At 64.8% G+C, this 22,584-nt stretch carries 23 protein-coding genes; 16 read left to right on the top strand and 7 right to left on the bottom strand.

Going from position 1 to position 22,584, the window contains the following annotated elements; genetic code table 11:
• The first annotated feature begins 82 nt into the window (after positions 1-82).
• The 9 genes from ACP7EY_RS18740 to ACP7EY_RS18700 all read left to right on the top strand — a co-directional run bounded on the left by ACP7EY_RS18740 (position 83) and on the right by ACP7EY_RS18700 (position 8,866).
• Entirely contained in the window at positions 83-1,240 is a 1,158-nt protein-coding gene (locus ACP7EY_RS18740) for an ABC transporter substrate-binding protein (protein WP_426196282.1), read from the top strand.
• 112 nt (positions 1,241-1,352) lie between these two features.
• Entirely contained in the window at positions 1,353-2,243 is an 891-nt protein-coding gene (locus tag ACP7EY_RS18735) for a branched-chain amino acid ABC transporter permease (protein WP_426196280.1), read from the top strand.
• A gap of 10 nt (positions 2,244-2,253) precedes the next feature.
• Positions 2,254-4,194, top strand: coding sequence for an ABC transporter permease subunit (locus ACP7EY_RS18730; protein WP_426196278.1), 1,941 nt, complete (start codon positions 2,254-2,256; stop codon positions 4,192-4,194).
• An 11-nt stretch (positions 4,195-4,205) separates the two neighbouring features.
• On the top strand, positions 4,206-4,928 hold the full coding sequence (locus ACP7EY_RS18725; RefSeq protein WP_426196277.1) for an ABC transporter ATP-binding protein: 723 nt from the start codon (positions 4,206-4,208) through the stop codon (positions 4,926-4,928).
• 22 nt (positions 4,929-4,950) lie between these two features.
• A complete protein-coding gene (locus ACP7EY_RS18720) occupies positions 4,951-5,856 on the top strand; it encodes an EamA family transporter (protein WP_426196344.1) in 906 nt (301 codons plus the stop codon).
• 205 nt (positions 5,857-6,061) lie between these two features.
• Positions 6,062-6,775 carry a hypothetical protein gene (locus ACP7EY_RS18715; protein WP_426196275.1) on the top strand — a complete coding sequence of 238 codons (714 nt, stop codon included), beginning with the start codon at positions 6,062-6,064 and terminating at the stop codon, positions 6,773-6,775.
• Positions 6,776-6,950: 175 nt separating this feature from the next.
• A complete protein-coding gene (gene trxC / locus ACP7EY_RS18710; RefSeq protein WP_426196273.1) occupies positions 6,951-7,409 on the top strand; it encodes a thioredoxin TrxC in 459 nt (152 codons plus the stop codon).
• 51 nt (positions 7,410-7,460) lie between these two features.
• Positions 7,461-7,814, top strand: a complete 354-nt coding sequence (locus ACP7EY_RS18705; RefSeq protein ID WP_426196271.1) for a DUF4870 family protein — start codon at positions 7,461-7,463, stop codon at positions 7,812-7,814.
• Between the two features lie 92 nt (positions 7,815-7,906).
• Positions 7,907-8,866, top strand: coding sequence for a chemotaxis protein (locus ACP7EY_RS18700; protein WP_426196269.1), 960 nt, complete (start codon positions 7,907-7,909; stop codon positions 8,864-8,866).
• A gap of 121 nt (positions 8,867-8,987) precedes the next feature.
• Here the strand turns inward: ACP7EY_RS18700 and ACP7EY_RS18695 are convergent, their stop codons facing one another.
• The 4 genes from ACP7EY_RS18695 to ACP7EY_RS18680 form a co-directional block, all read right to left on the bottom strand.
• Positions 8,988-10,160, bottom strand: coding sequence for a cystathionine beta-lyase (locus tag ACP7EY_RS18695; protein ID WP_426196267.1), 1,173 nt, complete (start codon positions 10,158-10,160; stop codon positions 8,988-8,990).
• Positions 10,160-11,611 (bottom strand): 30S ribosomal protein S12 methylthiotransferase RimO, encoded by a 1,452-nt coding sequence (rimO, locus tag ACP7EY_RS18690; RefSeq protein ID WP_426196265.1) that lies wholly within the window; start codon positions 11,609-11,611, stop codon positions 10,160-10,162. The genes ACP7EY_RS18695 and rimO overlap by 1 nt, the downstream gene beginning before the upstream one ends.
• Before the next feature lie 104 nt (positions 11,612-11,715).
• The gene (gene phaR, locus ACP7EY_RS18685; protein WP_426196263.1) at positions 11,716-12,279 is read right to left on the bottom strand and encodes a polyhydroxyalkanoate synthesis repressor PhaR; all 564 of its coding nucleotides are present in this window, start codon (positions 12,277-12,279) and stop codon (positions 11,716-11,718) included.
• Positions 12,280-12,502: 223 nt separating this feature from the next.
• Positions 12,503-14,287, bottom strand: coding sequence for an alpha/beta fold hydrolase (locus tag ACP7EY_RS18680; protein ID WP_426196261.1), 1,785 nt, complete (start codon positions 14,285-14,287; stop codon positions 12,503-12,505).
• A gap of 46 nt (positions 14,288-14,333) precedes the next feature.
• Between ACP7EY_RS18680 and ACP7EY_RS18675 the strand changes: the two genes are divergently transcribed.
• The gene (locus ACP7EY_RS18675; RefSeq protein ID WP_426196259.1) at positions 14,334-14,540 is read left to right on the top strand and encodes a hypothetical protein; all 207 of its coding nucleotides are present in this window, start codon (positions 14,334-14,336) and stop codon (positions 14,538-14,540) included.
• Here ACP7EY_RS18675 and pgeF read toward each other — a convergent pair.
• Positions 14,533-15,306, bottom strand: coding sequence for a peptidoglycan editing factor PgeF (pgeF, locus tag ACP7EY_RS18670; RefSeq protein WP_426196258.1), 774 nt, complete (start codon positions 15,304-15,306; stop codon positions 14,533-14,535). The two genes, ACP7EY_RS18675 and pgeF, sit on opposite strands and share 8 nt — an antisense overlap.
• Complete coding sequence (locus tag ACP7EY_RS18665) at positions 15,306-16,334, bottom strand: RluA family pseudouridine synthase (RefSeq protein WP_426196256.1); 1,029 nt, start codon at positions 16,332-16,334, stop codon at positions 15,306-15,308. Before ACP7EY_RS18665 ends, pgeF begins: the two co-directional genes overlap by 1 nt.
• A gap of 85 nt (positions 16,335-16,419) precedes the next feature.
• Here ACP7EY_RS18665 and ACP7EY_RS18660 point away from each other — a divergent pair, with 85 nt between their 5' ends.
• Positions 16,420-17,226, top strand: a complete 807-nt coding sequence (locus tag ACP7EY_RS18660; protein ID WP_426196254.1) for an outer membrane protein assembly factor BamD — start codon at positions 16,420-16,422, stop codon at positions 17,224-17,226.
• Positions 17,227-17,283: 57 nt separating this feature from the next.
• On the opposite strand, the gene yaaA is transcribed toward ACP7EY_RS18660, so the two are convergent.
• Positions 17,284-18,057: a peroxide stress protein YaaA gene (yaaA, locus tag ACP7EY_RS18655; protein WP_426196252.1), complete on the bottom strand. Its 774-nt coding sequence runs from the start codon at positions 18,055-18,057 to the stop codon at positions 17,284-17,286.
• Between the two features lie 36 nt (positions 18,058-18,093).
• Between yaaA and ACP7EY_RS18650 the strand changes: the two genes are divergently transcribed.
• The 5 genes from ACP7EY_RS18650 (at position 18,094) to ACP7EY_RS18630 (ending at position 22,573) form a co-directional block, all read left to right on the top strand.
• Entirely contained in the window at positions 18,094-18,576 is a 483-nt protein-coding gene (locus ACP7EY_RS18650) for a putative toxin-antitoxin system toxin component, PIN family (protein WP_426196250.1), read from the top strand.
• Between the two features lie 25 nt (positions 18,577-18,601).
• On the top strand, positions 18,602-19,771 hold the full coding sequence (locus ACP7EY_RS18645; RefSeq protein WP_426196248.1) for a pyridoxal phosphate-dependent aminotransferase: 1,170 nt from the start codon (positions 18,602-18,604) through the stop codon (positions 19,769-19,771).
• Between the two features lie 12 nt (positions 19,772-19,783).
• Complete coding sequence (locus ACP7EY_RS18640; protein WP_426196246.1) at positions 19,784-20,683, top strand: HD-GYP domain-containing protein; 900 nt, start codon at positions 19,784-19,786, stop codon at positions 20,681-20,683.
• 30 nt (positions 20,684-20,713) lie between these two features.
• Entirely contained in the window at positions 20,714-21,442 is a 729-nt protein-coding gene (locus tag ACP7EY_RS18635) for a histidine phosphatase family protein (protein ID WP_426196244.1), read from the top strand.
• 63 nt (positions 21,443-21,505) lie between these two features.
• Positions 21,506-22,573, top strand: a complete 1,068-nt coding sequence (locus tag ACP7EY_RS18630; protein WP_426196242.1) for a phosphotransferase family protein — start codon at positions 21,506-21,508, stop codon at positions 22,571-22,573.
• Positions 22,574-22,584: the final 11 nt, after the last annotated feature.

Here is a 22,584-nt window from a genome sequence, read left to right as displayed (position 1 = left end):
AAAATGGTCCCCTACAATCAGCCATCGATGGACGGCGACGTTCACGTAAGGCAGGTAGAACACAACATCATGGAGACAGCAAATGAATTTCAAGTTGAAAACGTTGGTAGCAGCGGTAGCGCTTGGTGTATCGATGTCGGCAATTGCTGCCGATCCCATCAAAATCGGTGTGGCCGGTCCCTTCACCGGCGGCTCGGCCCCCATGGGCGTGTCCATGCGCGACGGCGCCAAGCTGGCCGCTGCTGAAATCAATGCCAAGGGCGGCGTGCTGGGTCGCCAGATCCAGCTGATCGAGCGCGACGATGAAGCGGCCCCACCGCGCGGCGTGCAAGTGGCCCAGGAGCTGATCAACAAGGAACACGTCGTCGCCACCGTCGGCTACATCAACACCGGCGTGGCCCTGGCCTCGCAGCGCTTCTACCAGGAAGCAAAAATTCCGGTCATCAACAACGTCGCCACTGGCTCCATCATCACCCAGCAGTTCGCCAAGGAGCCGTCGAACTACATCTTCCGCAACGCCGCCAGCGACCAGATCCAGTCGGAAATGATCATCCAGGAAGCCGTCGACCGCCGCAAGTTCAAGAAGGTCGCGATCCTGGCCGACTCGACCAACTACGGCCAGCTTGGTCGTGAAGATCTGGAAAAAGCCCTCGACAAGCGCGGCATGAAGGCCGTCGCCACCGAGAAATACAACATCAAGGACGTCGACATGACGGCCCAGTTGCTCAAAGCCAAGCAAGCCGGCGCCGAAGCGGTGCTGACCTACGGTATCGGCCCGGAACTGGCGCAGATCGCCAACGGCATGGAAAAACTGGGCTGGAAAGTGCCGCTGGTCGGTAGCTGGACCCTGTCGATGGGCAACTTCATCGACAACGCCGGCAAGAACGGCGACGGCACCCGCATGCCGCAAACCTTCATCCAGGACCCCACCAACGCCAAGCGCAAGACCTTCATCGACTCCTACGTCAAGGCGTACAACCCGCCAAACGGCCGCATGCCGTCGCCGGTGTCGGCAGCCCAGGGCTATGACTCGATCTACCTGCTGGCCGCGGCCATCAAGCAGGCCGGCTCGACGGAAGGTCCGAAGATCCATGCTGCGCTGGAAAACCTGAACGAGAATGTCGACGGCGTCGTCACCTCGTACAGCAAGCCGTTCAGCAAAACCGACCACGAAGCGATCGACTTCAAAAATACCGTGTTTGGCGAAGTCAAGGGCGGCAAGGTCGTTCAGGCGAAGTAATTGCATAAATTGCCGCCATGCGCGGTAATTTTCGGCCGGGCTTGACTCTCAAGCCTGGCCGATTTTTTGTTGACCGGCGGCGCACTCGCGGCCCCGCCCACCGGACCCCATCATGGATATCCTGCTACAGATCGTCTTTTCCGGTATCGCGCTCGGCATGATTTACGCCGTCATCGCGTTCGGCTACCAGCTTACCTTCGCCACTTCCGGCACCCTCAATTTCGGCCAGGGCGAAGCCCTCATGCTCGGCGCCCTGGTCGGCCTGTCGCTCGTCAGTTCGATTCACGGCGGCCCTTACCTCAGTTACCTCCTGATGATCCCCGTGGTGCTGTGCTTCGGCGCGCTGCAGGGCATGTTCGTCGAATGGATCGGCGTGCGCCCGGCCATCAAGATCAAGTCCGAATTCGGCTGGATCATGTCGACCATCGCGCTGGCCATCATCTTCAAAAACGTCGCCGAAAACATCTGGGGCAAGGACGACCTGACCTTCCCCTCGCCGCTGCCGACCGCGCCGATCAACATCCTCGGCGCCAATGTGCAGCCGATGCAGATCGCCGTCATCGTCGGTGCCATCGCCATCATGCTGGCGGTCGAACTGTTCAACCGCAAATCGATCTACGGCAAGGCCGTGGTCGCCACCTCGAACGACCGCGACGCGGCCGGCCTGATGGGCATTAACACCAGCATGGTGATCACGTTCTCGTACGCGCTGTCGTCGGCCACGGCGGCATTCGCCGGCGTGCTGGTGGCGCCGCTGACGCTCACCGGCGCCACCATGGGCGCTTCGCTGGGACTGAAAGCGTTCGCCGTGGCCATCATCGGCGGCCTGACCTCGGGCATGGGCGCCATCGTCGGCGGCCTGATCCTGGGCATCGCCGAAACCGCCACCGGTTACTACATCTCGACCGGCTACAAGGAAGTACCGGGCCTGGTGCTGCTGCTGCTGGTACTGGCGATCAAGCCGGCCGGCCTGTTCGGCAAAACCGCGATCAAGAAGGTTTAATAGGCATCCCATGAACAAGAAAATCTTTTTAGCGTCCGTCATCGGCATCATCGCGCTGATCGCGTTCCCCATCCTGATCCCGAATCCCTACTACATCCACCTGGCCGAGACCATCCTGATCTACGCCATCCTGCTCTTTGGCCTGGACATCGTGGTCGGTTACACGGGCCAGGTCTCGCTGGGCCACGCCGGCCTGTTCGGCATCGGCGCCTACATCACGGGCGTGCTGGTGTTCAAACTGGGCGTGCCATGGCCGCTGGCCATGCTCGGCTCGATCGGTGGCGCCGCCCTGTTCGGCGCCATCCTGGCCTTGCCGGCCCTGCGCGTGACGGGCCCCTACCTGGCGATGGTCACGCTGGCCTTCGGCACCATCATCCAGATCCTGATCAACGAGATGACCTTCATCACCGAAGGCCCGCTGGGCATCAAGATCTCCAAGCCCGTCCTGTTCGGCACCAAGCTGTCCGAAGTGGGCTATTTTTACCTGGTCGCCGCGCTGATGGTCATTTCGCTCATCGTCGTCCACCGCATCCTCAAGTCGAACCTGGGGCGCGCCTTCGAAGCACTGCGCGACAGCCCGATCGCCTCGGACTGCATGGGCGTGTCGGTGTACCGCTACAAGGTCTACGCTTTCGTCATCAGCGCCGGCCTGGCTGGCCTGGCCGGCAGCCTGTTCGCCTATTCGGAAGAATACATCTCGCCGCAGACCTTCAATTTCGAGCTGACCATCCTGTTCCTGCTGGCCGTCATCATGGGGGGCCGCAAGACCCGCTCGGGCGCCCTGATCGGCGCGCTGATCGTGGTCATGCTGCCTAGCCTGCTGGCCGACATCGAACTGTTCCGCAAGATCGCCGTGTTCTTCGCCGTCGTCGCCGTCGCCAGCGCCATCTACCTGCTGGCGCGCCAGAAGAGCACCCCGCGCAAGGTGCTCATCCCCGTCGTCGCCACCGTCGCCATGGCATATTTCTCGTACCGGCTGGAGAACATGACGGACTGGCGCCTGACCATTTTCGGCTTGATGACCCTGTTCGTCGTCTACTACCTGCAAGATGGCATCGTCGGCTTCTTCCGCTCGCTGCTCGGTCGCGGCGCCGTCCACGACACCTCGCTGGCGGTGGCCGCCGGTAATGCCGACGCCTTTGCCGGCGCCGCCAGCAGCGGCAAGGCCGGCGTCGCCCTGCTCAAGGTCGACCAGGTCCTGATGCAGTTCGGCGGCCTCAAAGCGCTCAACCGGGTCGACCTGCAAGTGGGCGAACGCACCGTGCACGGCCTGATCGGCCCGAACGGCTCCGGCAAGAGCACCATGATGAACGTGCTGACGGGGATCTATCAGCCCACCGACGGCAACGTCGCCTTCGACGGCGTCGTCATCACGGGCCGCACGCCGGCGCAGATCGCGCTGGGCGGGGTCGCGCGCACCTTCCAGAACGTGCAACTGTTCGGCGAGATGACGGCCACCGAAAACGTGCTGGTGGGCCTGCATCACACCTTCCATTCGAACGTCGCCGACGTCATGCTGCAAACGCCGCGCTACCGCCGCGAGGAAAAGGCGGCACGCCAGCGCGCCGCGTCGATCCTCGAATTCGTCGGCCTGTCGGACCTGGCCAACGAGGAAGCGCGCAATCTGCCGTACGGTAAGCAGCGCCTGCTCGAAATCGGCCGCGCGCTCGGTCTCAATCCCCGCCTGCTGCTGCTCGACGAGCCAGCGGCCGGCCTGACCGCGCCCGACATCAAGGAGCTGATGGCGATCATCCGCAAGATCCGCGACCACGGCATCACCATCATCCTCATCGAGCACCACATGGACGTCGTCATGGCCATCTGCGACACCGTCACCGTGCTCGACTTCGGCCAGAAGATCGCCGAAGGCACGCCGGCGGCAGTACAGAGCGATCCGAAAGTGATCGAAGCCTATCTGGGCGGCAGTGCCGATGCCCCTGCGGCGCACTAATAAGGACAACCATGTTATCGATCCAAAATCTGTACGCCGCTTACGGCAAGGTGCAAGTACTGCACGGTATTTCGCTGGAAGTGCCGAAGGGCAAACTGGTCACCCTGATCGGCTCGAACGGCGCCGGCAAGACCACCACCATGCGCGCCATCTCCGGCATGATCCGGCCCACCTCGGGCACGGTCAGCCTCGGTGGCAAGGACATCACGGGCCTGGAGTCGCACAAGATCGCCCGTAGCGGCCTGGCCCACTCGCCCGAGGGGCGCCGCGTGTTCCCCACCATGAGCGTGACGGACAACCTGCTGCTGGGCGCGTTTCCCCGCTTCACGGGCTCGCGTCCGAAAGGCGAGATCAAGCTGGACCTGGAAAAGGCGCTCGAACTGTTCCCCCGCCTGAAAGAGCGCCAGCACCAACTGGCCGGCACCCTCTCCGGTGGCGAGCAGCAGATGCTGGCAATGGCGCGCGCCGTCATGCTCAATCCCGAAGTGATCCTGCTCGACGAGCCCTCGATGGGGCTGGCCCCGATCCTGGTCGAAGAGGTCTTTCGCATCATCACGCGCCTGAAAAGCGAAGGCGTGACGATGCTGCTGGTGGAGCAGTTCGCCGCCGCCGCCCTCAACGTGGCCGACTATGGCTACGTGCTGGAAAACGGCAGCATCTCCGTGCACGGTCCCGCCGAGAGCCTCAAGACCGATCCGAAGGTGGTCGCCGCCTACCTGGGCGGTTCGCACTAGGATCGCCACCGTGGAAAAATCCCTGGGGGCGCGCGACTACGTCGCCGCCCTCGGCGTGGTGCTCATCTGGGGCACCAACTTCATCGCCATGAAGTTCGCCCTGCACGACATGACGCCGTTCCAGCTTGGCGCGGGCCGCTACCTGTTCGCCGTGCTGCCCCTGATCCTGTTTTTCCGCCCCCCCAGGCTGCACTGGAAATTCGTGCTGGCCTACGGCCTGCTGCAGGGCGTCGGCCAGTTCGGCTGCCTGTTCCTGGCGCTGAAGGTGGGCATGTCGGCGGCACTGGGTTCGGTGCTGATGCAAACCCAGGTGTTTTTCACGGCCCTGTTCGGCTTCGTGCTGCTGCGCGAGCGGGCCAGCACGGCGCTGCTGTGGGGCCTGGGCCTGGCGGCGCTGGGCATCGCCTGCTTTTCGCTCAATTACCTGGCGCCGGGCGCGGCCACCGGCGGCACCACCGCGGCCGGCTTCGTGCTGGTGCTGGGCGCGGCCGCCATGTGGGCCGCCTCGAACATCGTCGTGCGGCGCGCCCAGCAGGCGAGCGCCGGCTTCGACGTGGTCCCGTTCATGGTGTGGAGTTCGCTGGTGCCGGTGCTGCCCTTCATTTTGCTGTCGCTGGCCTTCGACGACCCCGCCACGCGCTGGCGCTGGCTGGCGGCGCCGTGGACCACCTGGGCCTCGCTGGCCTACCTGGGCTGGTTCGCCACCATCCTCGCGTATGCCTTGTGGACGGGCCTGTTGAAACGCCACCCGCTCAACCGGGTGGCGCCGTTCAGCCTGGCCGTGCCGGTGGTGGGCATCAGTTCCGGCATGATCATCCTGGGCGACGTCATCACCCCCTGGCAATGGGCCGGCACCGCGCTGGTGGTGGCCTCGCTGGCGACCGTGATGTTCGGCCCCCGCCTGCTGCGCTGGCGCGCCCGCGCCTGAGGCGGCAGGTGCTGCCAATGTATTGACGAAAGCAACACTTCGTTGTCCGCAAACAACTGAACGTGTTGCTCGCTAAACAATCTTGCCGGATTCTGATTGCGGGTCAAATGTTTTTCATGGGAGTATAGACCCACCAATTGACCACCCTGTGCATGCTGGTTCGGCCTTTCGCCGCACGCGCAGGCGGACACCACCAAAGGCCGACATGCAGCTCGATCCCCAGTCTCTTCCCCACCCACGCCTGTTGGCGCAGCGCGCCATGGCGCTGGCCCTGCTGGACGCGATCATCTGTCCCGAAGTCGACTACCGTTATTTCAGCTACGATCCCGGCTTCGCCGCCGGCGAGCACCTCGCCGCGATGGGCAATGGCGAGGGCGATCACTGGTATCTGCACCTGTCGGGCGCGGGCGCCATCATCAAGGGCCACGTGCAGGAGCTGCCGCATGCCCAGGCGCGCGCGATGGCGCTGCAGGCGCAGGCGACGTTGCCGGACGCCTTCGCGCCCCTGCTGCACCATGCGTCCTTGCAGATGGACAAGGTGAGCTTCTGTTACTGGCGCGGCGCCAGCGACGCGGCCTGGTCGAGGCTGACCGCTTCGGACGGCCGCCTCCAGCACCGCTACGACGGCTCCGAGGACTACCTGTCGATCCTGCTGGCGCCGGCCAGCTGCTATTACGAATACGCCGTCGATTATTTTGAATGCGAGCCACCGCTGGCCAGTATCGAGCAACTCTACGCGCACGGGCCACTGACGGCGGCGCTGGTCAAGTCGCTCAACCCGCACATGTGCCTGGGCGACGCCATCGAGGCGGCGGCGCTGATCGGCTACCCTGGCCTGCCACAGCGCCCCGCCGTGCCTGCAGCGCACCTTGCCGGCGTGCGTACCACGCACGAGCACGCCGGCGGCGCGTCGGCCTGACCGCCACCATCACTTTGCGCACCAGCACTGCGTGGCGCGCGTCGGCGGACGAAAAAATTGTTTATAGTGCAATTCTGCGGCGCCCCCCCGCAGTGTGGCCGCGCGCTAACGAACACCCCGCGTTCGTGCGCCGGATTTACAATCCTGTTAACAGAAAAATGGAGCCCGACCTGCAATGAGTGAAACAATCTACGAGCATGTGGTGTGCCCTCACTGCGACGCCGTCAACCGCCTCGCCCATGCGCGCCTGGCCGACCATCCGGACTGCGGCAAGTGCGGCCAGCCCCTGTTCCAGGGCCGCCCGCTCGACGTCGTCAGCGCCCGCTTCAACCGCCACATCGAGCGCAGCAGCATTGCCGTGCTGGTCGATTTCTGGGCGCCGTGGTGCGGACCGTGCAAGGTGATGACGCCAGCCTATCAGCAGGCCGCCAGCGAGCTCGAGCCTGCCATGCGCCTGCTGAAAGTCGATACCGAGCAGGCCCAGGACCTGGCGGCGCGCTGGAACATCCGCTCGATTCCCACGCTGGCGCTGTTTCACAACGGCCGCGAAATCGCCCGCCAGGCCGGCGCCATCGACACCCGCGCCATCGTGCAATGGGCACGCACACATCTGCCGGCGACGCAATCCCGGTAAATAACTAGCTCGTGCGGTTTTAGTTGAAACATCATTAACAAAGGAGTGCATATGTCACAAATACTGGTCATGGACAACGAGCTCGAAGACGCCAAAAATTTCGCCCGCGTCATGTACGTGGTGCACGCCGTGGTCTTCCTCTTTTCGCTGGGCACGCTCTCGCTGCTCCCGCTGATCGCCAACTACATCAAGCGCCCCAGCACCGAGGGCACCTTCGTCCATAGCCACCATACGTGGATGATCCGCACCTTCTGGTTCTCGCTGCTGTGGGCGCTGGTGGGCTGGTGCCTGTTCTTCACCATCGTCGGACCGTTCATCGTCTGGGGCCTTGCATGGATCTGGTATGTGTACCGGGTCATTCGCGGTTTTGTTGATCTGAATAATAACAAGGCGATGCCAGTGTAGCGCTCTAGCCTCGCCGTTGAAAAATTACTGTACAGCAATGGTGAAGTTGCTGGCATACTGTCGAACAGTTCATTCAACCATCGAGAGCACAGATGAAAAACGTTCAGCAGGAAGTCGACGAGCGCAGCAATTTGACCGGCACCAACAAGTTTGAGTTGCTGCTTTTTCGCCTCGGCGCTGACAAGAACGGCGACCGCAACGAGCTGTTCGGCATCAACGTTTTCAAGATCCGCGAAATTGTCGCGATGCCGGAAGTGACGGCCATCGCCGGCGCCATGGATCATGTGCTGGGGGTGGTCAACCTGCGCGGCGCCATCATCCAGGTGCTGGACCTGCCGGCCATCGCCGGTTGCGTGCCGAAAAGCGGCCTGAACATCATGCTGGTGACGGAATTTGCCCGCACCACCCAGGCCTTCGCCGTCGAATCGGTCGAGGAAATCGTCCGTCTCGACTGGAGTTCGGTGATGTCGGCCGAACGCAGCGCCGGCACCGGTGGCCTGGTCACCAGTATCGCCCGCCTGGAAGACGACGCCGCCGGCCCGCGCCTGGCCCAGGTGCTCGACCTGGAAACCATCTTGCGCAATATGAATCCGTCCGACCGGCCCGACGTCAACGCGGCCACCATCGGCGCACCGATCAAGATCAAGCCCGGCTGCGTGGTGCTGGCCGCCGACGATTCGGTGGTGGCGCGCGCCCTCATCGAACAGGGTCTCGATGCGATGGGCTTGCCCTTCATCATGACCAAGTCCGGCAAGGAAGCCTGGGACCAGTTGAACATTATCGCCAACCAGGCCGAAGCGGATGGCCGCAGCGTCTACGACCGCGTGGCGATGGTGCTGACGGATCTGGAAATGCCGGAAATGGATGGCTTCACCCTGACCCGTTCGATCAAGAAAAGCAACCGCTTCAAGGACTTGCCCGTGCTGATCCACTCGTCCCTGTCGGGCACCACGAACGAAGAACACGTCAAGTCGGTGGGCGCCGATGCCTACGTGGCGAAATTTAACGCCGACGAACTGGCCGCGGCACTGCGCCAGGTCCTGAAGAACTGACCGGCACTGCCCTCGTTAAAAAAGCGCGCCTTTCGCAAGGCGCGCTTTTTTTATGGCGCTTTCACCATGGCCGTGAAAGCGCATCCTTGCCAGCGCCGCGGCGCATCGCGATGCGCCGGCATCAAGCCACTGCCGGCAAGCTCCCCAGGGCATGTTCGATATCGGCGATCAGGTCGGCGGGGTCTTCCAGGCCAATATTGAAGCGCACCAGGATGCCCTGGTCGGGCCAGTCACGGCGCATGGCCTGGATGCGGTACGGCATGACCAGGCTGTTGGCGCCGCCCCAGCTGTAGCCGATCCCGAACAGGGTGAGCGCGTCGACAAACCGGTCGGTGTCGGCTTCCCCGTAGGCGCTGTGGAAGACGACGGAAAACAGGCCGCCCGCGCCCGTGAAATCGCGCTGCCAGGTGGCGTGGCCGGGGCAATCGGCAAAGGCCGGGTGCAGCACCCTGGCAATCTCCGCTCGCCCCTTGAGCCAGCGCGCGACCTGGCGGGCACCGGCGTCGTGGGCGTCGAAGCGCAACTTCATGCTGGGCAGGCCGCGCATGACCAGGTAGGCATCATCGGCACTGACGCCCATGCCCAGGCGCATGTGCGCGAGGGCGATGCGTTCGATCAAGGCTTTGTCGCGCGTGATGATGGCGCCCATCAGCACGTCCGAGCCGCCCGACTGGTACTTGGTCAGCGCATGCATGATGATGTCGACGCCCAGGTCAAAGCCGCGCAGGGCCAGGCCGGCCGACCAGGTATTGTCGAGCGCGACGAGCACACCGCGCGCGTGGGCGGCCGCGCAGATGGCCGGCAGGTCCGGCACTTCCATCGACACGGAGCCGGGCGCCTCGGTCCAGATCAACCGGGTGTTGGGCAAGATCAGATCGGCGATGCCGGCGCCGATCATGGGATCGTAATAGCGCGCGGTGATGCCGAAATCGCGCGTGAGCCAGTTGCCCAGTTCGCGGTTGGGATTGTAGACATTGTCCGGCAGCAGCACGTCATCGCCCGTCGTCAGCAGCGCGAAGTCGACCATGGCAATGGCCGCCAGGCCGCTCGGCGCCAGCAGGCAGTCGCTGCCCCCTTCGATCTCGGCCAGCTTCGCTTCGAGCGTGAACGTGGTGGGCGTGCCGTGCAGGCCGTAGGTATAGGACTGCTTGTCTTTCCAGTTGCCCGAGCGCATGGCCGCGACGTCCTTGAACAACACCGTCGAGGCATGGTGGATGGCCACCGGGTAGGCGCCGAAGCCCGCTGGCGCCGTGTAGTCGCTGTGGACCAGGGCGGTCTGGAGAGACTTTTTCATCAGGCCACCGAGGCCCACAGGTCGTGCGCGTCGGCGCTGGTGACGAGCACGTCGGCGAATTCGCCCACCACCAGTTTTTTGCCTGGCATCAGCGACTTCTTGATGTGCACCACGCCATCGATTTCCGGCGCATCGGCGGCCGAGCGGCCGATCGCTTCGCGGGCGTTGACTTCATCGATCAGCACGCGCACGGTGCGTCCCACCTTGGCCTGCAGGCGCTTGGCGGAAATTTCTTCCTGCAGCAGCATGACGCGGGCGCGGCGTTCTTCGCGCAGCGCTTCCGGTACCGGGTTCTCGAGCAGGTTGGCGGTGGCGCCCGCCACCGGCGAATAGGCGAAGCAACCGAGGCGGTCGATCTGCGCTTCCTTCAAAAATTCCAGCAGGTACTCGAACTCGGCCTCGGTTTCACCGGGGAAGCCGGCAATGAAGGTCGAGCGGATCGTCAGGTCCGGGTTCATGGCGCGCCAGGCCTGGATGCGGTCGAGATTTTTTTCGCCGCTGGCGGGACGCTTCATGCGGCGCAGCACTTCCGGGTGCGCGTGCTGCATGGGAATGTCGAGGTAAGGCAACACATGGCCGCCGCTCATCATCGGGATGATCTGGTCGACGTGCGGGTAAGGATAGACGTAGTGCAAGCGGATCCACGCACCGTACTGGGCGGCCAGCTGGCCCAGCGCTTCGGTCAGCTGGGTCATGTGGGTCTTGACGGGACGGCCGTTCCAGAAGCCCGAGCGGAACTTGACGTCGACGCCGTAGGCGCTGGTGTCTTGCGAAATGACCAGCAGTTCCTTGACGCCTGCCTTGAACAGGTTTTCCGCTTCCAGCATCAGGTCGGCGATGGGGCGCGACACCAGGTCGCCCCGCATGGACGGGATGATGCAAAAGCTGCAACGGTGGTTGCACCCTTCGGAAATTTTCAGGTAGGCATAGTGCTTCGGCGTCAGCTTGACACCCTGCGCCGGCACCAGGTCGAAAAATGGCTCGTGCGGCTTGGGCAGGTGCAAGTGGACCGAATCCATCACCTCGGCCAGCGCGTGCGGCCCCGTGACGGCCAGCACCTTCGGGTGGATCTTCATGATGATGTCGTCGCCGGCAGCATCTTTCTTGGCGCCCAGGCAGCCAGTGACGATGACTTTACCGTTTTCCGCCAGCGCTTCGCCGATGGCGTCCAGCGACTCCTGCACCGCGGCGTCGATGAAGCCGCAGGTATTGACGATCACCAGGTCGGCGCCATCGTAGGATTTGGCCGTCTCGTAGCCTTCGGCACGCAGTTGGGTGAGGATTTGTTCAGAATCGACCAGCGCTTTCGGGCAACCGAGCGACACAAAGCCCACTTTCGGGGCCACGCCGGGAACGGTGACGATGGGCGACGGGATGCTCAATGGCAAGCCGGCGGCGGCAGGGGTGGACGTTGCGGCGGGTGCGGCGGGGATGCGACGAAGTTCGGTCATGGCTGGGAGCGGTATTCTGGCGGGCAATCTGCCATTGTACCGCGAGCGGCGAGGCGCCGCCAGACGAGGGTGGCTTTCGCGCCCGCCCCCGCCCCTTGACGCAATTATTTCTTGTCGCTGGGTGGCACAGGCGGAATCGGAAACGGAAACGCCCCGAAAATCGACTTGCTCTGGTTTTGCATCTGTTCCTGCATCTGCACGAACAGGTTTTTGCTTTGCTCGATGTAATTGTTCATCATGCCCTGCATCATCGGGCCCTGCACATTCATGAACTGCGACCACATTTCCGGGCTGAAGGGCTTGGCGTCGAGGCCGCCGGGGCCGGCCGTGAACTTGTGCTGGATGTCGGTAAACGCCTGCACGTTCTTTTCCAGGTAAGAGCCCATCATGCCCTGCATGGCGTGGCCGTAGTAACGGATGATCTGCGAGAGCACGGCGCTGGTGAACATGGGCGCACCGGCCGCTTCCTCTTCCAGGATGATCTGCAGCAAAATACTGCGCGTCAGATCCTCGTTCGACTTGGCGTCGATGACGGTAAATTCGTCGGCGTCGAGCACCAGCTGCTTGACATCCGTCAAGGTGATATAGGAACTGGTCTGGGTGTCGTACAGACGACGATTGGGATACTTTTTAATCAGGCGTTCACTATTTTTTTTTGCACTACTCATCGCGAATTCCAACGTATTGCGCCGCAGCGCGTTCTGAAGAAAAAACGGCTGGCGCCGCCTCCAAAGCCTGCCTGCCTCTTCATGTCTCCATTGCGGGCGGGTCGGGCTACCCGCCAAAATACCATGTTGCGCCACCCGGTGCAGCAATTATTGCAACGCACAGTAACAGTAAATACACAGCAACAACACTTGCATAGTTAACCACGGGCAAACACCCGTGGCCTTATTCGGCGCGCACCTTCACATAGCTGCCCGGTGCCGGTTCGATGGGCGCAAAGCGCGCATTGCCCGCCTGCGCGGGCGATGCCACCAGCTCGCCGCCATGCGTGGCCAGAAAGTCCGACCATTCGCCCCACCAACTGCCCTTGTGCTCGGTGGCGCCGGCCATCCAGGCGCCCAGCGAGGCCGGCGCAGCCGCAGCGGCCGCTGCCGCCTTGGCCTTGGCCGTCTTGCGCACCGGCGTCGCTGGCGCCGCGCCCGCGCCGTCGTGGACCCAATAGCTGCGCTTGCCCTTCGAGGCCGGATTGATGACGCCGGCGATATGGCCGGAGGCGCCCAGCACGTAGCGATTGCGTGCCGGGTTGCCGGGATTGAGCAGGCCCAGCGATTTATATGCGGCCTCGGGCGGCACGATATGGTCTTCCTTCGAGCCGTAGATGAAGGTGGGCGCGTCGATGGCGCCCAGGTCGACGGCGGCGCCGCCCACCCGCAGGGCGCCGGGAATGCGCAACTTGTTTTCCAGGTACATATTGCGCAGGTAATAACAGAACATGGGGCCCGGCAAATTGGTGCTGTCCGAATTCCAGTACAGCAAATCGAACGGCGGCGGCTCCTTGCCCTTCAAATAGTTCGATTGCACGTAGTTCCACACCAGGTCGTTCGGCCGCAGCGACGAAAACGTGGTGGCCAGGTCGCGCCCCGGCATCAGGCCGCCCTTGGCCAGCGCGCGCTCGCGCTGGGCCACCTGCTGTTCGTCGATGAAAACGTCGAGCACGCCCGTGTCTTCGTAGTCGAGCAAGGTGGTGAGCAGGGTCAGGCTGGCGGCCGGCTGTTCGCCGCGCGCGGCCAGCACCGCCAGCGCGGAGGCGACGATGGTGCCGCCCACGCAAAAGCCGAAGGCGTGCAGCTTGTCGCTGCCGCTGATGTCCTGGGCCACTTTGAGCGCTTCGATGGCGCCCCGCTCGACGTAATCTTCCCAGCCGATGCCGGCCAGGTCCTGGTTCGGGTTGCGCCACGACACCAGGAACACCGTGTTGCCCTGTTCGACGGCGTAGCGCACCACCGAGTTTTCCGGCTGCAAATCGAGGATGTAGAATTTGTTGATGCACGGCGGCACCATCAACAGGGGCACGGCGCGCACCTGGGCGGTGGTCGGCGTGTACTGGATCAATTGAAACAGGGGATTTTCGTACACGACCTGGCCGGCCGTGGTGGCGACGTTGCGGCCCACTTCGAAGGCCGATTCGTCCGACAGCGAGATGCGTCCCTTCTGCATGTCGGCCAGCATATTGCGCAGGCCCCGGGTCAGGCTCTCGCCCTTGCTGTCGATCAGCTTCTGCTGGGCTTCCGGGTTGGTCGCAAGGAAATTGGCGGGCGACATGGCATCGACCATCTGCTGCACGGCGAAGCGGATTTTTTGCTGCTCGCGTGGCGCGGCGCTGACCGCATCGGCCATGGCGGTCAGAAACTCCGCATTGAGCAGGTAGGAGGCGGCGCTGAAGGCGGCCAGCGGATTGGCGCGCCACTCGGGGGCGGCGAAGCGGCGGTCCGTCAGCACGGGGGTTTTCATGGCCACCATGTCCTGCCACAAGCCCATGGCCTTTTGCAGGTAGCTGGCGCGCAATCCTTCCAGCGTGGCGGGGTCGATCTGGGCTGCGACATCGGCCAGCGCGCCGCTCAGCGGGGGCGTGGCCGGCGTCATGTCCGTCATCCATTTCTGCCAGACGGCGGGATCGGAACACTGCGCCATCCACTGGCTGGCGATGGCTTGAGGATCAGTCTGGTTCATATCGGGGTCCATTGGTTACAATTGCGGTTTGTGCCGGAGGAAGCGTATGTGGATTGTCGCCCTTGCCTGGATTTACGTGGTCGGCCTGATGGCCCTCACCGAAACGTCGGTGGTGGCTGGCGTCATGACCTTCCTGGCCTACTGCCTGCTGCCCTTGAGTATCCTTTTTTATATCACTGGTTCCAGGCGGCGGCAAGAGCGAAAACGTCGAACCGCCCAGGCCGCCGCCCCGCCGCCCGATCACATCAGTTGAGCCAGATCATGCTGGCCAGGCGGCCGCTGACGCCGTCGCGCCGGTAGGAATAAAACCGGCTGGCATCGCTGGCCGTGCAGTCATTGCCGCCGGCCACCTCGGTCACCCCGTCCCGGGCCAGCAACAGGCGCGCCAGCGCATTCATGTCCGCCAAATATTTGCCGCCCTGGCCGCCACGGGGCGCGAACGCCGCCGCCACCGCCGCCGGTTCGACCGCATCGACCAGGAAGCGTTCCAACACATCGGCCCCCACTTCGAAGCGGGTCTTGCCGATGGCGGGGCCCAGCCAGGCGGTGATGGCGCCGGCGCCGGCCGCGCGCATGGCGCGCACGGTCTCGCCCAGCACGCCGTCGGCCAGTCCGCGCCAGCCCGCGTGGGCGGCGCCCACCACCTTGCCGTCGAGATCGGCAAACAGGACGGGCAGGCAATCGGCCGTCATCACGGCGCACACCACGCCGGGCAGCGTGGCGATGCTGGCGTCGGCCACCCGCACGGGCTGGCCGGGACCCACGCTGGCGGCGTCGACCACGGCTACACCGTGCACCTGAGAAATCCAGGCCGGTTCACCCGGCAGGCTGGCCCGCACCAGGGCGCGGTTGGCGCGCACCCGCTCGGGGTCGTCGCCCACGTGCATGCCCAGGTTCAGACCGCCGCCACCGGCGCCGTCATCGTACGGGCCGCCACTGACACCGCCGCGGCGGGTGGTGGCCAGCGCCCCCACCCGGGCGGGCAACTGGGGCCAATCCGGTCGGAGCAACTGCGCCATCAGGCCGCTTCCGGCTCGGCGATCCCGGCGCTGGCGATGAGGGCGGCGAAATCGTCGGCCAGCGGCACGATCCATTCGAGGTCCTCGCCGGTGGCCGGATGCACCAGCCCCAGCCGGCGCGCCTGCAGGGCCTGGCGGCCGAACACGGGCGTCAGGTGGCGCTTGCCGTAGACGGCGTCGCCCACCAGCGCGAAGCCGATCGACTCCATGTGCACGCGGATCTGGTGGGTGCGGCCCGTTTCAAGCTGGCACTGGACCAGGCTGACGGGGCGGCGGTCCAGCAAGCCGCTGTCGAGGCGCTGGAAATGGGTGATGGCCGGTTTCGCGGAAAAATTGTTCGACACGGCCATCTTGACCCGGTCCTTCGGGTGGCGGGCGATGGAGGCGTCGATGGTGCCGCCCAGCGACGGCGTGCCCCACACGAGCGCGAAATACTCGCGCTTGACGGTGCGCGCCTGCAACTGGCGCACCAGGTCGGTCTGGGCGGCCAGGGTCTTGCCCACCACCATCAGGCCGCTGGTATCCTTGTCGAGCCGGTGGACGATGCCGGCGCGCGGCACGTTGGCCAGTTGGGGCGCGTGGTGGAGCAGGCCGTTGAGCAAGGTGCCGGACCAGTTGCCGGCGCCCGGGTGGACCACCAGGCCGGCCGGCTTGTTGACCACCATGATGTGTTCGTCTTCGAAGACGATGTTGAGGGGAATGTCCTCCGGCGTGTAGGCGGTGTCCTCGGGCGCGCTTTGCGGGTGCACGACCACGGTTTCATCGCCGTACGAGGTATCCTTGCCGCGCGCGACCTTGTCGTCGACCAGCACGTGGCCGCCGTCGAACCAGGTTTGCAGGCGGCTGCGCGAAAATTGCGGTACCTGCGCGGCGATCACCTTGTCGAGCCGCTGGCCGCAGGCCTCGGGCGTCAAATGCAGGGTAATCGGCTCGAGGTCGACGCCTTCGCCAAAATCGCTTACGATCTCGTCGTCGAACTCGGCCTCCGCCAGGATGGCGGCGCTTGTATCTAATTGTAAATCCGCCAATTTTGGCGTCGAAGTTAAAGTCACATCAGTCCCATCGGCTATAATCAGCCTTCGTTGAATCTCGGTATAAATCTTGTAAAATCGTATGCAAAAAAAATTATCTCTGCTGCTCGCTTCCTGTGTCCTGTTCGGCCTGTCCGCTTGCAGCCTGTTTCCTGACAAGGCGGACGAGACCAAAAACTGGTCGGTGACGAAATTATACGCCGAGGCACGCGAGGAGATGAACGGCCAGCACTACGAAGCCGCCATCAAGCTGTGGGAAAAGCTCGAGTCGAACTATCCGTTCGGCGTCTACGCCACCCAGGCCCAGATGGAAATCGCCTACGCCTATTACAAGACGCAGGACCAGGCGCAAGCGCTGGCCACCATCGAGCGCTTCGTCAAGCTGCACCCGAATCACCCGCAGGCCGACTATATGTACTATCTGCGCGGGCTGGTCAGCTTCAATGACCAGATCGGCTTCCTGAGCAGCATCTATTCGCAGGACCCCACCGAGCGCGACCCAAAAGCGACCCGCGAATCGTTCGCCGCCTTCAAGGCCCTGGTCGACCGCTTCCCGGACAGCAAGTACACGCCGGATGGCATCGCCCGCATGAAGTACCTGGTCAATGCCATGGCCTCGTACGAAGTGCACGTGGCCAATTATTACTACCGTCGTGGCGCCTACCTGGCCGCCCTCAACCGCGCCGAAGGCGCCGTCACCGACTTCAGCGACGCCCCCGCCCGCGAAGAAGCGCTGTTCCTGATGATCCGCTGCTACGACAAGATGGGCAACCTGGACCTGCGCGACGACACCCAGCGCGTGTTTGTCAAAAACTATCCAGGCAGCAAATACCTGAAGCCCGAGGGCGAAAAGACCTTCTGGAATTTCTTTTCGCGCAAAGCCAGCTGATTGCTGTGCGCGGGTAAAACGGCAGCGCGTCCCCGCGGACGCGCTGCCGTTTTTACGTCAGGCTGAAGGCGCCGTGCGGCGAAATACCCAGTTGCTGTCCGTGGAGACCTTCTTGTCGAAGGCATAGCCCTCGACCTTGAATTTTTTCAGCTGTTCGGCATCGACCACGGACTTCTCGGCCGCGTAGCGCGCCATCAGGCCCCGTGCCCGCTTGGCGTAGAAGGAAATAATCTTGAACTTTCCGTCTTTCCACTCCTCGAACACGGGGTGGATGACGGTCACGGCCAGGCGCTTGGGCTGCACCGCATGAAAGTATTCCTGCGAGGCCAGGTTCACCAGCACCGTGGCGCCACTGGCAGCGCTCGCTTCATTGAGGCGGTCGGTGACGGCGTCGCCCCAGAATCCCACCAGGTCTTTGGCCCCGGCGGTGGGCAGGCGGGTGCCCATTTCCAGCCGGTGCGGGTGGATCAGGTCGAGCGGGCGCAGCACGCCGTACAGGCCCGACAGGATGCGCAGGTGCTGCTGGGTCCAGGCCAGCGCCTTCGGCTTGAGGGTCGGCGCGTCCAGGCCGCCGTACACATCGCCGTTGAACGCCAGCACGGCCTGGCGCGCGCCGGCCGTGTCGACGCTCCAGTCGGCATAACGCGCCACGTTGAGGGCGGCCAGCTTGTCGGACAGACTCATCAGTTCGGCCACCTGGCCCAGCGAATAGCCGCGCAGCACCTCGATCAGGGCGGCCGAACGGTCCAGCATGGCGGGGGTGGAAACCAGTTTGGTGGCGACGGGACTTTCAAAGTCGAGAGATTTTGCAGGCGACAACACAATCAGCATAAGATTCAAACTTTTCACACATAAAGAATTGCCCACATGATACCTGTCCCAGCCGAACGCATCGTCATCGACACCAATGTCTGCCTGGACCTGCTGGTATTCCACGACCCCCGCTGGGCCCCGCTGCTGGCCGCGCTGGAGGCCGGCACCGTCGAGGCCGTCACGCGCGCCGATTGCCGCGACGAGTACAACATCGTGCTGCACTACCCGCACCTGCCGCTCGACGCCGCCGCGCGCGCGCTCGCCGCCGCCCGTTTCGATGCCCTCATCACCGTGGTGGCGCCCGACGCGCAGCACGTGCGCCTGCCCATCTGCACCGACCGCGACGACCAGAAATTCCTGGAAATTGCCCGCGACGGGGGCGCCAGCGTGCTCATCACCAAGGACAAGGCCTTGCTCAAGCTGGCGCGCAAGACCGCCAGCGCGGGCATGTTCAAGATTCTGTTGCCGGAGGCGTGGCTGAAGTTGCAGGCAGCGGCCCACGACCCCATCTCCGACGGCGGCGCTGCGCTAGAATAAGGCATCGTCCACCACCGTCCTGTTTATGCCAAGCTCCCCGTTTACCCCCAGCCTGCAAAGCCGCCTGCCCCAGGTGGGCACCACGGTATTTACCACCATGTCGAACCTGGCCGCGCGCCACCAGGCGGTCAACCTGGGCCAGGGCTTTCCCGACTTCGGCTGCGATCCGGCGTTGCCGGCGCTGGTGACGGACGCCATGGCGGCCGGCCACAACCAGTATCCGATGATGAGCGGCGTGCCGGCCCTGCGCCAGGCGGTGGCGGCCAAAGTGGCCGCCCTGTACGGCCACCAGTATGACGCCGACAGCGAGATCACCATCACCAGCGGCGCCTCGCAGGCCCTGCTCACGGCAATCCTGTGCGCGGTCCACCCGGGCGACGAAGTGATCGTCATCGAGCCGGCCTACGACCTGTACCTGCCCGCCATCGCCCTGGCCGGCGGGGTGCCGGTGCCGGTAGCGATGGCGCTCACGGACACCGGCTACAGCGTGGACTGGGCCACGGTGGCGGCGGCGCTCACACCGCGCACGCGCATGATCATCATCAATTCGCCGCACAACCCCACCGGCACCATCCTGCGCCCGGCCGACCTCGATGCGCTCGCCGCCCTCGTCGACGGCAGCGACATCCTGATCCTGTCCGACGAAGTCTATGAGCACATGGTGTTCGACGGCGCCGCCCATGCATCGGTGTGCCGCCACCCGGCGCTGGCCGCGCGTGCTTTTGTCGTCTCCAGCTTCGGCAAGACCTACCACGTGACCGGCTGGAAGGTGGGCTACGTGGCCGCCCCGGCCAGCCTGACGGCCGAGTTCCGCAAGGTCCACCAGTACAACGTGTTTACCGTCAACACGCCCATGCAGCACGCGCTGGCCGCCTACATGGCCGACCCGGCGCCCTACCTGCAACTGCCGGCGTTCTACCAGGCCAAGCGCGACCTGTTCCGCGCCGGCCTGGCCGGCAGCCGCTTCACGCTGCTGCCGGCCGACGGCACCTATTTTCAGTGCGTGCGCTACGACGCCATCTCCAGCCTGCCCGAAGGCGAATTTGCCCGCTGGCTCACCAGCGAAGCGCGCGTGGCGGCCATTCCCATGGCCGCGTTCTACCGCGACGGCGTCGAATCGGGCATCGTGCGCTTCTGCTTTGCCAAGCAGGACGCCACCTTGCGCCTGGCGCTCGACCGACTGGCCCGCCTGTAAGGAAGCGCCACCATGACCGTCTCCGTCCTGCGCCGCCTGAACACCGCCAGCATGGCGCTCGACAGCCTGCTTAGCGGCCTGACCGTCTACAGCCACGCCGAACTGGCCCTGCGCCAGATCACCACCGACGTTGTCGAGGCGGCCGCCTGCGCGCCCCCCATCGCCATCGCCGCCATCGTCCTCAACCAGGTGGGCGGGCGCTACGCGATTCGCCATTGCATCGACAGTGCCGTGCTCGCTTCGCTGGTGGCGCGCCAGCTGGACCAGTCGGAGGCGGCCATCCTCAGCGCCACGGCCGCCGCGCTGACCATGAACGTGGGCATGCTGGGCGAGATCGACAGCCTGCATGCGCGCGCGGCCCCCTTGAGCAGCAGCGAGCGCGAACGCATCCGCCGCCATCCCGCCGACGGCGCCGAACTGCTGCGCTGCGCCGGCATCGACGACAGCAGCTGGATCGACTGCGTGCTGCAGCACCATGAAACAACCGACGGCAGCGGCTACCCGCAGGGTCTGCGCCAGGATGACATCGCCGTCAACGCCCTGCTGGTGGGCATGGCCGACCGTTACTGCGCCTGCATCGGCGCGCGCAATTACCGCCGCTCACTGCTCACGCCGGCCGCGCTCGAGCTGCTCATCGCCAACAACCCGGCCCAGGCGCGGCTGGTGCAGGGCTTCGTCAGCCTGCTGGGACCCTATCCGCCGGGCGCGCTGGTGCGCCTGGACGATGGCGCCCTCGGCGTGGTGGTCGATGTCGGCGCCGACGGGCCGCTGGTCAGGCTGCTGCGCACGGCCGACGGCGGCGCGGCCGACCAGTTCGTGCGCGCGCCCGCCATCGCCGGCGCGCTGCACGAGGACCAGGCGCGCCTGCGCTTTTCCATGGCGGCCGTGTGGGGCGCGCTGGCCGCCCTGTAAAGCCGGCGCGCTGGCGTGTACTATATTGCAATGACAAGCGCCCACCCTGCCCCCCACTCCCCCGCCCCGCGCCGCCGCGTCTTCCTGATGCGCCATGGCAGCGTGACTTATTTCGATGCCAACGGCAAGCCCGTGCTACCCGAGAGCGTGCCCCTGAACGAACTGGGCCGCACCCAGGCCAGCGCCGCCGGCAGCGCCTTTGCCAGCGACAATGTGCGCTTCGACAAGGTCATCGTCTCGGGCCTGCCGCGCACCGTCGAGACGGCCCGGCGCGTGCTGGCCGCCAGCGGCCAGGACATCGCCATCGAGACCTGGCCCCAGCTCGAGGAAATCCGCGGCGGGCGCCTCTCGCGCATCGCCGACGCCGACCTGAAGGACGCCTTCACCGGCGTCTTCGAGGGCGTCGTCGATCCCCATAAACGCTTCCTCGGCGGCGAGTCGGCGGGCGAACTGATGGACCGCGTGCACCCGGCGATTGCCCGCCTGCGCGCCGACAGCAGTTGGGACACCGCCCTGCTGGTGCTGCACGGCGGCGTCAATGTCGCCATCCTGTCGCTGGCCCTGACCGGCCAGCGCCTGTTCCTGGGCAACCTGGCGCAAACGGCCGGCTGCATCAATGCCCTCGACGTGGGCAGCGCCGAGCACGACTGGGTGGTGCGCTTCGTCAATTACACCCCGCCCCAGCCCCTGCAAGTGGCGGCGCGCGCCACCACCATGGAAGAGCTGTTCAGGCAATATCAAACATCACGGCAAAGATAATAGTACGGTCGTGCATTTTCATGCGCTAGAATAGACCACCACGACACCCATGCGGGAGAGACGATGTTTGAAGAAATGATCGGCACGAAAGCCGTTGGCGAACGCCAGCGCTTCGACCTGGACGCCCTCGGCGCCTACCTGCGCGCCAAGTTGCCCGAGTTTCCCGCCGGCCCCATCGAGGTCGAGCAGTTCAAGGGGGGCCAGTCCAATCCCACCTTCAAGCTCAAGGCGGGCGGCCAGTCCTTCGTGCTGCGCACCAAGCCGGGGCCCGCTGCCAAGCTGCTGCCGTCGGCGCACGCGATCGACCGCGAATTCAAGGTGATGGACGCGCTGCAGCGGGCCGGCTTCCCGGCGCCCCGGCAGTTGCTGCTGTGCCTCGATGAGGCGGTGATCGGCCGCGCTTTCTTCCTGATGGAATTCATCGAGGGACGGGTGCTGTGGGACCAGTCGCTGCCGGGCATGCTGCCGGCCGAGCGCGCCGCCATCTACGACGAGACCAACCGCGTCATCGCCCAACTGCACAATATCGACTACGCGGCGATCGGGCTGGCCGACTACGGCAAGCCGGGCAATTATTTTGGCCGCCAGATCGAACGCTGGACGCGCCAGTACCAGGCCTCGGCCACCGAGAGCATCGAGGCGATGGACCAGCTGATCGCCTGGCTGCCCCACCACATCCCCGAGGGCGAGGCGACGTCCATCGTGCACGGCGACTTCCGCCTCGACAACATGATCTTCCACCCCACCGAGCCGCGCATCCTCGCCGTGCTGGACTGGGAGCTGTCGACCCTGGGCCACCCGCTGGCCGATTTTTCCTACCACTGCATGAGCTGGCACATCGAGCCGGGCCAGTTCCGCGGCATCGCCGGGCTGGACCTGGCTGCCCTCGGCATCCCCGACCAGGCGGCCTACATCGCCGCCTACCAGGCGCGCACGGGCGCCGTGATCCGCCCCGAGGATTTCAATTTTTATCTGGCCTACAACATGTTCCGGCTGGCCGGCATCATGCAGGGCATCATGAAGCGCTATGTCGATGGCACCGCCTCGAGCGCCCAGGCGCTGCAAAACGGCAAGGCTGCGCGGCCGATGGCGGAACTGGGCTGGAAGTATGCCCAGGCCGCGATGGCCTGATGCGATCCACG

The sequence above is a fragment of the Massilia sp. DWR3-1-1 genome, from assembly GCF_049898325.1.
Taxonomy (GTDB): Bacteria; Pseudomonadota; Gammaproteobacteria; order Burkholderiales; family Burkholderiaceae_D; genus JAFCUW01.
This window is presented reverse-complemented; position numbering and strand designations above follow the sequence as displayed.